Origin of the sequence: uncultured Methanobrevibacter sp. (assembly GCF_902801725.1) — an archaeon.
Taxonomy (GTDB): domain Archaea; phylum Methanobacteriota; class Methanobacteria; order Methanobacteriales; family Methanobacteriaceae; genus Methanocatella.
Window position 1 is genome coordinate 36,607 of sequence record NZ_CADCJB010000014.1, and the last position, 12,254, is coordinate 48,860.

Consider the following 12,254-nt stretch of genomic DNA (forward strand, 5'->3'; position numbering starts at 1 on the left):
CATGGACAGATTAACACATGATATTTTCAATCTTTTGAGAAATGAAGCGATATTTTTCATTTCATTAATATTGGCAGTCATCTCCTGTTTTTTTGTCCCTGTGAATATGGATTATTTCAATTACATCAACTGGGATACTATCATATTGCTTTTGGCGATAATGATTGTTGTGGAAATTTTAAAAAATCTTGCTGTTTTTGAGATACTGGTTCGCAAATTATTGGTTAAGATAGCGGATACCCGTCATCTTGTTTTGTTTTTGGTTTTTACTTGTTTTTTTAGTTCAATTTTCATCACAAATGATGTTTCTCTTATTATTTTTGTGCCGTTTTGCATTTTGGCACTAAAAAAAGTTGGAAGGGATGATCTGATAATATTTGCAGTATCTCTGCAAACTATTGCCGCTAATGTGGGATGTATGGTTCTTCCTATTGGAGCCCCTCACAATATCGTATTGTATACAGCCGCCGACATTCCTTTCGAATTGTTTTTCATGATTCTCTTTCCATATATCCTTGTTTCGCTTGTGTTTTTGGCGGTATTGTCAGTTTTCGTTCCAAAGGATAGTATTGATTTGCCCCAATTAAGCAAGATTGAAGTCAGTCGTGAAAACTTCTTTAAAAGGGTTTTTATTGGTGTTGATTATTATTTGCTTTTGACTTTCATCTGCCTTTTTGTTCTGATTGGAAATTTGGAAAATATCGCCTTTTTCAGTTCACTTTTTGGAAAGTGGATTGTTGGCAATGAGGTTCTCTGCGGTGTCGGTTTGTCTCAAATCATTTCCAATGTGCCTGCCGCAATGTTGCTTAGCGGTTTCAGCAATAATTATGCTGCCATCATTGTTGGAATCAACATTGGCGGTTTGGGAACTCTTATTGCGTCGATGGCTAATCTGATTTCATACAAAATACTTGCTCGGGAGCACAAGGAATTCAAAATCAAATATCTCTGTTTGTTTTCAGCTTTGAACGTAATTTTGCTGATTATTCTCTTAGGAGTCTATTTTTTAGGATGATGCCGTTTTGTCCTGAATGGTGCCAATCTATTCCAATGTTAAATCAGGCATGTTTTTGCTTTGATAAGCGTACCATATACCGTTTTCAATTAGGAATTCATGCGCAAGGGATATGATTAGGTCATTGGTTTCTCCCCTTTCCATAACTTCATTTTCGGCTTTTTCATACAGCATGCTCATCCTTCTGTGGTCTTCAATTTCATTTGCCAGTGACATCTTTCCGTAGTAACTCCCGACAAATAATGTAAATGCGGACATACTTCCGATTACAATTTTCAGGATGGAACGGATCATGTCGACCTGGTCATAGCCGACCATTGCCCCTACACTCTGAAACACATTTAAAACTGCACCAAAAATATCAATATTTATTTCTCCGGATGCATTGGTCATCATATAGATTTCAAAAAACAGTGCAATAAAATATGTGGCAAGCGTTATGATTAGTGCTCTTTGGGTAAACTTGTCGTTCTTTTCATTATTTTTTGTTGACTTTATGAGCGCACTTTTATGATATTCTTTCTGGTCTATAATCCAGCAGTCCAGAATTTCCCTTTTTTCAGTTGTATCGGTTTGCGGTAATGACAATAGGATTTCATTAATCCACGGTGCACCCTTTTTAGTAAACCATGGCAGTATAATGCTTGTGTAGTCTTTGATTCCAGCAATTGTTAGAAAATAATGGACTCTAAGTGTCTCGGCAAGAACACGATATTCAACGTATTTTCTATGAGTATCGGTTTTATGAGCCATTTTGTTAAGATAAAATAAAAGAAAGATAATTACTACACATGCGAAAATAAGCCAGTGTATTTCGGCTTCGTCATAAATCAAAAAGAAAAAAGTAATTGATGTTCCAAAAAATGCAAGCAGCCAGAGGTTGCGCTGATGCTTTATGGCATTTTCTATGCTCAGCATGTCGGCAGCCCCATAAATTTCATCGATTTTTTTCAATGCTGGGTCGGTAATGCCCTCTTCAATGTGGCTGAATGGAACTTCGCAGCTTTCCATATCTTTGAAAAAAATATCTTTTCGATTCATATTTTTCACATAAAACGTTTATGTTAATATGTTATTCGCTCTTTTATTTAAATTTATAATTATAATTATATCTGATGAAATCAATAATTTTTAACATAGTTTAAGTTTTTGAGATTGATGTTATGGCTAATGAAAATGTTGAACTGATGAGGGGAGAGCCGGAAATTGCTGTTAGAAAGTTGGCAATTCCTATAATGATATCCATGCTTTTGACCGCATCATATAATATTGTCGACGGTATATGGGTTGCTGGATTGGGTCAGGCGGCTATTGCGGGGATTGGTTTTGTAACTCCTATTTTCATGATTTTGAACGGGTTCAGTGTTGGACTTGGAAATGGTGCAACAAGCAGTATTTCCCGCGCAGTCGGTGCCAGAGACCGTGACCGTGCCAGCAAATCTGCCCAGCATTCTCTTTTGATATTTTTAATAGCTTCAATAATATTGACTTTGGTTTTGCTTATTATTCAGGAACCTTTGCTTAAGGCTTATGGTGCAAGCGGCCAGTCACTGGCTGAAGCAATCAAATATGCAACTCCACTGTTTTTAGGTTTGTTTGCATTCATGTTTGCCAATGGAGGAAGCGGAATCCTGCGTGGTGAAGGTGACATGAAAAGGGCGATGTATGCAATAATCGTTTCAGTTATTTTAAATATTGTTCTTGATCCTATTTTCATTTATGTTTTAAATTTGGGTTCGGCAGGAGCTTCCCTTGCAACCATAGTCAGCTCTCTGGGTTCTGCAGTTGTTATCATGTATTGGATTTTAATAAAAAAGGACACTTATGTTGATGTTAATCTCAGAAAGTTCAAGTTTGAATCAAAAATAGCTAAAGACATTTTAAAAGTAGGTATTCCTGCATCATTGGACATGTTTATGATGTCAATTGCAATGAGCTTCTATTTGATGTTCATTTCATCTGTTGGCGGAGAATACGGTATTGCTGCATTTACTTCAGGCCAAAGGCTGTATCTTTTTGGAATAATGCCTCTGACAGCTATTGCAAGTGCGGTTGCGGCGGTCAGCGGAAGCGCTTACGGTGCTCGAAACTGGGATTATCTTTCAAGAACTCATCTTTACGGTACCAAATTCGCAGTGGCCTTTTCAGTCATGATTACATTGATTCTGGTAATTTTTGCGCCTCAACTGTCATTGCTTTTCGCATATACTCCTGAAACTGCGTCTTTAGTTCCTGAAATTACTAACTTTCTAAGAATAGCATCATTCGGTTTGCTTTTGGTTGGAATTGGAATGCCTTCAAGCTTCTTTTATCAGGGTATCGGTCGTGGAACAACAAGTCTGGCCTGGACAATTATAAGGGAACTGATTTTTACAGTAAGCTTCACTTATCTGTTTGGAATTGTGTTCGGCTGGGGTTTGACAGGTATCTGGACTGGTCTTGCCGTAGGTAGGATTATTGCATCCATATTGAACTTTGCCTATGCAAGATACACAATTAAAAAATTAAAAAAAGTTTTAATATAAGGGGATGAAGATTCTATTCATCCAACAGGTCGGCCACCTTGTTTGCAATGAAAACGCAGCAGTCCACGCATGGGGACTTGTCTTCACCGTTTTTGCTGATTATGTCACAGCGAACAGTGCCGTACTCTTCTTTAAATGTATTGAAGATTTCTTTAGCATTGGCTTTGATTTTTCCTGTGTCGTCATTAATCAGGCCATTGGCTATCAGCGCGCCGGTAACGGCTCCGCAGGTACCTTCATCAAATGTTCCCCCCATTCCGCCTGCAAATCCGCAAGCTATTTTGCACATTTCAGCCTGACTCATAGGATATTCAGCGGTTTCACAAAGTCCCATTAAAGTTGATTCGGAACAGCTTTTGAAAGTTCTGTATTCTCTGATTTTTTCCTCTAAAATTTCTTTGTCAAGTTTCATACAACAATCTCCTAATTAATTATATTAATTAAGAATTTTAAATATTTATTTGAAAAATTGATAGGTGATAAAAATTATACATCCAAGACCAAGTCCGATTGCTGCTACTCTTTACACGTTAAGGGATATGAATGTTGATGTAATTATCATGCACGGGCCTACCGGATGCTGTTTTAGAACAGCCAGACTTTTGGAAGGTGATGGGGTTCGTGTAGTGACTACAGGAATGTCCGAAAATGATTTCATACTCGGCGCCGGTGAAAAATTGGTTGAAACATTGACTGAAGCTTATGATGAATTTGAACCAAAATTGATGGGAATTGCCGGAACATGCGCCAGTATGATAATCGGTGAAGATTTAAAGGAAGCAATTGCAACTGCAGATTTGCCATGCACTGTTGCTGTTGAGGCAGGAGTAATTGACCGTGAGGAATCTGACAGACAGATTGAAATGCTTGAAAAAGCTACTGAAGTTGAAAAAACCCGTGGAATGGCACAGGGAAAATATATCAAGCCTAACTTTGGTGATTCAAAAGAGGCCGTTGCAAAAACCGTTGTCAAATTCCTGAAAGATGGCAAAAAGGTCGCCTTTGTTCTCAACGTTAAAAAAGAGACCTCATATCTGTTTGCAGACATTATTAATTTTGACTATAAGAAAATCAATCCAGAAAATAAACCTGTCTTTGTGGCGAATTTGGATGAAAATATCGGTCTTCCAAGAATCAGGCAGCATGCAATGAATATTAAAAATCAGCTTGATATTGAACCGGATTTCATCACAGGAGGTCTTGATGAGTATCCGATTACTGCAGATGCTGCTGCAGAATACCTGAAGGATGATGATTTGGATTTGATTGTCGTATTTGGTGTTCCTCATGCATTTCCAATTGAAGAGTTTGATGTGGAGTCCGTTGCAGTAACCGATGGGCCACGTCTTGTCGAACCCCTTAGGAATTTGGGATATACACATGTTGTTGCAGAACTTGATGCACACTCAAAAACACTTGGAACCGATGAAATTGTATTTTCAGACTTTGGAGGAATGATTAGAGCAGCTATTGGGTGGTTGGACGAATGATAACTATTATTGATTATAAAAGCGGAAACCTGAAAAGCATTTCAAACGGCTTTAAAAAAATAGGCGCAGAATATCAGATTTCTGACGATAAGGAGATTATAGCGAATAGCGATTATCTGGTTTTGCCGGGTGTTGGAGCATTCGGAAGTGCAATGGAAAATTTAAAGCCTTTTGAAGATGTTATTTATGAGCATGTAAATGATGATAAGCCATTTTTAGGAATCTGTCTTGGCCAGCAGGTACTGATGAGCTCAAGTGACGAGGCACCTGGCGTTGAAGGATTGAACCTCTTTAAAGGCCATGCAGAATTGTTAAGCGGTGATGTAAAAATCCCACATATGGGCTGGAATCAGCTGAATGTATGTAATGATTCGCCTATTTTAGAAGGTATTGACAAGGAATACTTTTATTTTGTTCATTCTTATCATGTTGTTCCCGATGATGAAAATATCATTGCGGGTACTTGTGATTATGGTGGGGATGTTGTTGCGTCCTTAAGCCAGAATAACTTATTTTCAACACAGTTCCATCCAGAGAAAAGCGGTATTTCAGGACTTAAGATTTTAAAGAATTTCACTAAATTGGAGATATAACTATGGATATTGAAGGATTTGTAAGAGCTAGAATTGATGATTATACTTATGATGATTTGGCTGACATTTTGGCCGTAAGAATAAGAGAATATAAAAAGATTTCAGAGGAAAACTCTATTGAAATGGCAAAGGCAGTAATCGATGAGGTTTCCACAACCCTGAAATTGCAGGAAAGTGACGATGAGTTTTTAAAGGAAATAGCCAACGTAAACAAGGCTGACGTTTTGATGGGTGAAATGGGAGTAGGTTCCCGCGGAGCAGGAGACTTTTTTGTCCACAGAAAAATTGCAGAGATAGTTTCATCCACCAATACTGCATCACTGGTCAATCCGTCTGAACAGGATGACGGAGGGGTTGTCAAGGCACCTGCCAACAACGATGAAGTTTATATTACTACTGCCGTTGATGGAATACACTCAAGATTAAGTGAATATCCGTTTTTAGGCGGTTTTCATGTAACAAGGGCAACACTTAGGGACGTCTGTGTAATGGGAGCTGACCCTGTTGCAATATTAAGCGATGTTCACCTTGCAGATGACGGGGATGTTGCAAAGATATTCGACTTTACCGCAGGTGTTGCAGCAGTTTCCGAACTCGTGGACGTTCCGATTGTGGCCGGAAGTACCTTGCGCGTTGGCGGAGACATGGTTTTAGGAGACAGGTTTGTTTCCGCTGTTGGAAGCGTTGGTGTTTCCAATTATCCTCCTACTGCAAGAAAAGGAGCGACTGAAGGGGATATCATTCTTTTGACTGAAGGTTCTGGCGGCGGAACAATAACCACCACTGCATTATATAACGGATTTTTCGATGTTGTATGGGATACAATGAATGTCAACTTCGTTCAGGCATCACATGCCCTGTTTGAAGCAGACCTTGTAAAGGACATTCATGCAATGACTGACGTGACAAACGGAGGTCTTAGAGGGGATGCCCATGAAATATCCAATACCACTGGTGTCGGATTGGAATTTTATGAAAAGGAAATCAGGCAGATGGTGGCTCCAAATGTATTGAACATGCTTGAAACATTAAACATTGACCCGTTAGGCGTTTCAACAGATTCACTGATGCTTATTGCACCTCCGGAAATTGTCGGAGATATTAAAAAAGCAGTTGCAAAATATGATGTTGCAATTTCCGAAATAGGTGAAGTGAACAATTCAGGTGAACCAATTTTAATTAAAGAGGATTCAACTGAAGAAAAATTAGTTCCTTTATTCAGAGAAGCGGCATATACAAAAATCAAAAAGCTTGTTGGTGAAACAACTCCTGAAGACTTTGAAGAAATGAAAAGAAAAGTTCAGGAGGCTTCAGATGCAGCAATTGCCAAAAAAGATAAAGTGATAAAACACATTCGTGAAAATTAATTTTTTCACACTTTACTATTTTTTATTTAGTCCAATCTACAATTCTTATTCATGTTGGATGAAAAGGGAAATTTTTTTATTATCGATGCCATATTGGCTGTTAGTTTGCTTCTGTTTGTGTTTGTAATTTTTAATCATGCAATTTTTACACCAGATCCTGATTATTCAAGTGAAATCAAAGATTCTAAAAGCGCTCAGGACATAATGGAGATTCTCGGAGGAAAAATTAATTTTACCGACAGGACTTTTTTGGGAGATATTTCCGGGATTTTGAAAAGCAATAAGAATTCAAAGGAATCGGTTGAGGAAGTTTCCGAGTTATCTAAAAAGAAATTTTCGGCTTTAAATATTGAAAATTATAGATTCAGTGAAACAAACGTTTTGGATGATAAGGTATTGGCCAGTTCAGGAGATTATTCAAATGCAGATGATGTATCTGTAGCTATTAGGACATATGGTGAGTATTCTTATACATTATCGGTATGGAATTGACCTACCTTAACTTGTGGAAGTTGCGAATTCCTAAAATTCTTGGTATTGGTGTTCGGTAGGTTATATTTGTTGAAGCAGCGGTTTAATATAGTGCTATTGATGGGGCAGTCTCTGAAGTAGTTTATGTTGATTTTGAAGTTACTAAGGGGAATATGGCGATACGTTACTATAAATTTAAAAACAATTTTAATTATTCATTAAAAATATTAAAAAAATTTTTTTATTATTTTTTTCTCTTTGTTTTTATTCTAAAAACAATCTTTATTTTTAAAAATAAGAACTTATAAATAGTTTTAAAACAGGATATTCAATTCTAAAACACTATTGTAATAATTATCTCTGCTGGTGTTTTTATGAACTGGAAAGAGAATTCAATTAAAAACACTCCAATCAATTGGAGGAATAGACATTCTTGCTGCTGAAAATATGGTGCTTGCTATCTCTTATTTTTTACTACATATTGTTGGCCATTAACCTGTTAATGTAGCTTTCGTGCATCCGCAGTGAGCATAACCTGTAAAATGGATGAAGTAATATTCCTTTGCCCTATCAAGCAGATTTTTGCAATGGATGTCCAATATGAAGATTTGCTGTCTGAAGAGTCAAATTCATATTTTCTCTGAGAGTTTTCATTCGTGCTTTATGCTAAATCACTAAAATGAATAATGCCATATGTTATGGATTTCTAAAAGCATTTGGATGGGTAAGCATATCATAAAAATGGATATTATTACTGTAAAACGAACTTAACATGTTGTTTTACATCATGTTTTTTTATCATAACATAATGTGAAATATTTTAAACATTAAAAACATGTCCGTTGATGTTGATATCCATTCGAAAGATTAAAAAATCCTCTAAAAATATGTTTTAAATATGTAAATAAAATGTTACACCAAAAAATAAGTTGGAATTTGAATAAATGAGTATACAATTAGTTAAATAACAATTTGCTTGTAATTTGATTCTTTATTAAATATTTTATTTTAATTTTATTTGTAAAATTAAAATCGGAGATTGTTTTGCCTGTTTTGTGGAAAATTTCATCTTGAAATTTTCAATTTTTTATTTCTGTTATTTTCTTTTAAATCATCTATAACTGGTTAATTTTACTTCAATTTAAATTTGCCCCCCCCAATTTCAGTTTTAGATAATATGCAGTAATAAGGTCTATTTTTCAAATTTGGATGAATATCTTTAAATATGAGTTGATTTAAACTAATAAATGTTATATTTAAATTACATTGGTATTTTTTAAAATGTAATTAATTTAAATATACTCTATTAAAATTCAATGAATTTTGTGTTTAATCGAATGATACATTTTAGAGGAATTTAATTTGGCTCTAATTTATCTAAAATTGGTTTAAAGATATTGAATTTTAATAAATTCTTCGTTCAATCATTTATATTTTTAAAATAGGGATGTATTGTTCGATTAAACAAAAATAGTTGCTTTAAACTGCATGTCGAATGCAAGGGTACTTTATTTTCATGGGCCCGCACTGTTAAGGGGTGGTCTTAATCATGAAATTTAAAAACTTTTTAATAATATTCGCATTATTTATGGTGTTGTTGTGTGGTGTTAGTGCTGTTAGCGCAGCGTCTGATAATGCTGTAGATAATTTAACAACTGGTATGGATGATTCTATTTCAGTAAGTAATGGTGAAAATGCGGTTGGTGTGGATAATGAAAATTCTGCATTGAACGCTCAAGAAAACAATAATGGAATTAGCGGACAGTCCCAATTAGACGATATTAATTCAATTAATGAAAATAATCAACTTAGTGCCCAAAATGGGGAAATTCTTACTATAGGCACGGTTAAAACCATTTATGTGGGCCATACTAACACTACTGCGGGGGGTGACGGTTCTAAGGATAATCCATTCACTACCTTTAAAGCAGCTTGTGATGATGTTAATGGTGAAGATAATGTAACAATTTATGTTTTTGGAGGTGAATATCGTCTAGGTGATGGTATGGAATCTGGTATTTATACTCCATTAACATTCAATACAAATAATTTAAATATTGTTGGTTTAAATGGTCCTGTCATCATAAAAAATTATTTTAATACTGAAAAAGGAGGTAATGCTGAAGCATTTTCATTAACCTCATCTAATGCAAATTTTACATTTTCAAACTTAATTTTTGATTATAGTGAAATTACTTATAATTTTTATTATAATGCAAATAAACTTCCAAAAACAGCTTATTTTTTCCCATTTTATGGAGGTGAAAATAATTTTGGAATATATAATAATTGTTCATTTGAAAACATGGGTTCAAAAGCCTTGTTTAGGTATTCTAATCTATATAATTCTAAATTTATAAGTTGTTATTTCGAAAAATCTGAGGGTTTCCTATATTTTGAAATTTCGAATAATATTAGTGTATTTTTTGAAAATTGTATATTCAATACATTAGACACAACTTTGTCTAATACATATACAATGCCATTTAATATAATAACATTAAATAATATTTGGTTTGGTCATAATGAGGGGATTACTATTTTTTTAGTAAAAACACAACGTGTTTTTCATGAAGATGGAAGTTTGTATAATGAGTATAGTTTCCCAGTTTCACGATATGCAGTATTTAATAAAACTAATTTTGTTGTAAAGTATTTGGGCGATAACCAATATGAGATTATTGGTAAGTTAACTTGGAATGGCACTGATAATCAAGATGGAATGGAAAACTTCCAGCCAATGACTGTTCATTTAGAGTCAGAAAATGGCGGGGAATTTGTAAATTCAACAGTTACTTTAGTAAATGGTACTTTTGAAACTATTTATAAAAATTCTGCTTCAAACCATCATAAGATAACAGCTAGTTTACATAATCAAGATATTCCTTTAGAATTTTACACTGTAAATATCACTGCTAAAGAAGCTAACATTAATTATGGTGATGATCAAAACATAACAGTTAATCTATCTCAGGCAATTAATAGTAATGTTACTATTGTAGTCAGTAATGCTACAGATAAATTATATTCTTATAGTGTGAAGATTAATGGCACTGATTCATTTAATTTCACTATTCCAGATAGGCTAAAAGCAGGAACATATAACATTAACATCACATTAAATGAAAATAACTTATATGGAATTGGCACAACTACTTTAACTGTATCTAAAGTTTCTGACTATAAGTTTGAAGTTATTCCTTCCAGTAATGTTAAAGTCGGAGATACTGCAACTATCAACATCACATTACCAGATGATGTTAATGGTACAGTCATTGTTAAATTCGGAAATGAAACAAGAAACTCAGATGCTAACACAACAATGACATTCAACTTCACTAACTTAAAAGCAATCACTTATCCAATAAATGTTACATATGGAGGTAGTGATAAATATACCTCAAATGAAGTAATTGACAGTATAACTGTTGGCAAAGCTGATTCAATCATTGAAATTGAAAATGCAGCATTTACCTATGGTGAGGTCATTGCAATTCCATTTAACATAACCAATGCAAATGGGGTAACTGTTAGTGTTTTAAACAAGGATGATGATGAAGTTGCTACCACTTCAAGCGCCTCAAGCATTATAACTTTAGATACTTTACCTGCAGGTGAATATACTTTAGAAGTAACAACCGTTGTTGACGCTGATAATTATGAATGGGTAACTGAAACATGTAATTTAACCATTAACAAAGCAGATTCAACATTAGAAATTTTTGATAAAGAATTCGCTTATGCAACCGAAGCAGTCATCAATGCAGTAACCGTAAACTCAACTGGAAACCTTATTGCAACTTTAACAGATGAAAACAACAATGAAATTCCAGTAACTGATGTATCTGGAGATAATATAACATTACCGCTGTTAGATGTTGGTAAATACACTTTAAATGTAACTACAAACGTAGATGAAAACCACAATAACATTACAAAATCTGCAACAATTACAATTATTAAAACAACTCCATTAATGAATGTAACTGTTGAACCTACACAAAACATTACAACTAAAGACAATCCAACATTAACAGTTAAATTACCATCTGATGCTACTGGTGAAGTTGTTATTAAAGTTAATGGTAAAAAAGTTAAAGATGATTCTGCAAATGAAACTATTACTATTAATTTAAATAATGCACCTGGAGATTATGTAGTTGATGTTATCTATTCTGGTGATAAAAACTATGAAAGTGACAGTGCAACCAAAGAGTTCACAATCTCCAAAGCCGAAATTTCAATAACTGCAAACCAAACAACATTCGAAGAAGGAAATGCCTCAACAATCGAAGTAACAATCCCAAATATTAACTCAGGAATAGTTTTAGTTGACGTTGAAGGTAAAAAATTCTACGGTGACATTAACAATGGTAAAGCAATCATAACTCTTGAAGGATTACCTGAAGGAAACTATACAGCAAATGTCAAATTCTTTGGTGATGACATATACAATGAAGCAACAACTACTGCTGATGTAAAAGTATCTGAACCTAAAATCATTACTGAGTTAAAAGAACAATTAGAAGAAGCACAGGCTAATGCTACTCAATTGAAGGATAATCTTGATAATGTTTCTGGTCAATTGGTCGATGCTCAGGCTAATGCTACTCAATTGAAAGAAGATCTTGATGAGCTTAATCAGACTGTAGCTGGTAAGGATGCTGAGATTAGTAATCTTACTGATGTTGTAGCTGGTAAGGATGCTGAGATTAGTAATTTGACTGATGTTGTTTCTGGTAAGGATGCTGAGATTAGTAATTTGACTGATGTTGTTTCTGGTAAGGATGCTG

At 34.7% G+C, this 12,254-nt stretch carries 9 protein-coding genes; 7 read left to right on the forward strand and 2 right to left on the reverse strand.

Annotated elements, in window-relative coordinates; all coding sequences use genetic code 11:
- Position 1: 1 nt before the first annotated feature.
- Positions 2-1,015: an SLC13 family permease gene (locus QZV68_RS04295; protein WP_296878938.1), complete on the forward strand. Its 1,014-nt coding sequence runs from the start codon at positions 2-4 to the stop codon at positions 1,013-1,015.
- 27 nt (positions 1,016-1,042) lie between these two features.
- Here QZV68_RS04295 and QZV68_RS04300 read toward each other — a convergent pair whose 3' ends face one another.
- Positions 1,043-2,056 carry a hypothetical protein gene (locus QZV68_RS04300; RefSeq protein ID WP_296878939.1) on the reverse strand — a complete coding sequence of 338 codons (1,014 nt, stop codon included), beginning with the start codon at positions 2,054-2,056 and terminating at the stop codon, positions 1,043-1,045.
- 122 nt (positions 2,057-2,178) lie between these two features.
- Here QZV68_RS04300 and QZV68_RS04305 point away from each other — a divergent pair, with 122 nt between their 5' ends.
- Complete coding sequence (locus QZV68_RS04305; protein ID WP_296878941.1) at positions 2,179-3,540, forward strand: MATE family efflux transporter; 1,362 nt, start codon at positions 2,179-2,181, stop codon at positions 3,538-3,540.
- Positions 3,541-3,553: 13 nt separating this feature from the next.
- On the opposite strand, the gene QZV68_RS04310 is transcribed toward QZV68_RS04305, so the two are convergent.
- A complete protein-coding gene (locus QZV68_RS04310; RefSeq protein WP_296878943.1) occupies positions 3,554-3,952 on the reverse strand; it encodes a C-GCAxxG-C-C family protein in 399 nt (132 codons plus the stop codon).
- 76 nt (positions 3,953-4,028) lie between these two features.
- Here QZV68_RS04310 and cfbD point away from each other — a divergent pair, with 76 nt between their 5' ends.
- The 5 genes from cfbD to QZV68_RS04335 all read left to right on the forward strand — a co-directional run.
- The gene (cfbD, locus tag QZV68_RS04315; protein ID WP_296878953.1) at positions 4,029-5,030 is read left to right on the forward strand and encodes a Ni-sirohydrochlorin a,c-diamide reductive cyclase catalytic subunit; all 1,002 of its coding nucleotides are present in this window, start codon (positions 4,029-4,031) and stop codon (positions 5,028-5,030) included.
- A complete protein-coding gene (gene hisH, locus QZV68_RS04320; protein ID WP_296878945.1) occupies positions 5,027-5,623 on the forward strand; it encodes an imidazole glycerol phosphate synthase subunit HisH in 597 nt (198 codons plus the stop codon). The genes cfbD and hisH overlap by 4 nt, the downstream gene beginning before the upstream one ends.
- Positions 5,624-5,625: 2 nt before the next feature.
- On the forward strand, positions 5,626-6,990 hold the full coding sequence (locus QZV68_RS04325; protein WP_296878947.1) for an AIR synthase-related protein: 1,365 nt from the start codon (positions 5,626-5,628) through the stop codon (positions 6,988-6,990).
- A 51-nt stretch (positions 6,991-7,041) separates the two neighbouring features.
- Positions 7,042-7,482: a hypothetical protein gene (locus tag QZV68_RS04330; RefSeq protein ID WP_296878949.1), complete on the forward strand. Its 441-nt coding sequence runs from the start codon at positions 7,042-7,044 to the stop codon at positions 7,480-7,482.
- A 1,528-nt stretch (positions 7,483-9,010) separates the two neighbouring features.
- On the forward strand, positions 9,011-12,254 hold a 3,244-nt coding region (locus QZV68_RS04335; RefSeq protein WP_296878951.1), incomplete at its 3' end, for an Ig-like domain repeat protein.

What these genes read in the sequence shown, in the direction of transcription:
- QZV68_RS04295 (WP_296878938.1), top strand. Translation starts at nt 2, where the DNA reads ATGGACAGATTAACACATGATATTTTCAATCTTTTGAGAAATGAAGCG.
- QZV68_RS04300 (WP_296878939.1), bottom strand. Translation starts at nt 2,056, where the DNA reads ATGAATCGAAAAGATATTTTTTTCAAAGATATGGAAAGCTGCGAAGTT.
- QZV68_RS04305 (WP_296878941.1), top strand. Translation starts at nt 2,179, where the DNA reads ATGGCTAATGAAAATGTTGAACTGATGAGGGGAGAGCCGGAAATTGCT.
- QZV68_RS04310 (WP_296878943.1), bottom strand. Translation starts at nt 3,952, where the DNA reads ATGAAACTTGACAAAGAAATTTTAGAGGAAAAAATCAGAGAATACAGA.
- hisH (WP_296878945.1), top strand. Translation starts at nt 5,027, where the DNA reads ATGATAACTATTATTGATTATAAAAGCGGAAACCTGAAAAGCATTTCA.
- QZV68_RS04325 (WP_296878947.1), top strand. Translation starts at nt 5,626, where the DNA reads ATGGATATTGAAGGATTTGTAAGAGCTAGAATTGATGATTATACTTAT.
- QZV68_RS04330 (WP_296878949.1), top strand. Translation starts at nt 7,042, where the DNA reads ATGTTGGATGAAAAGGGAAATTTTTTTATTATCGATGCCATATTGGCT.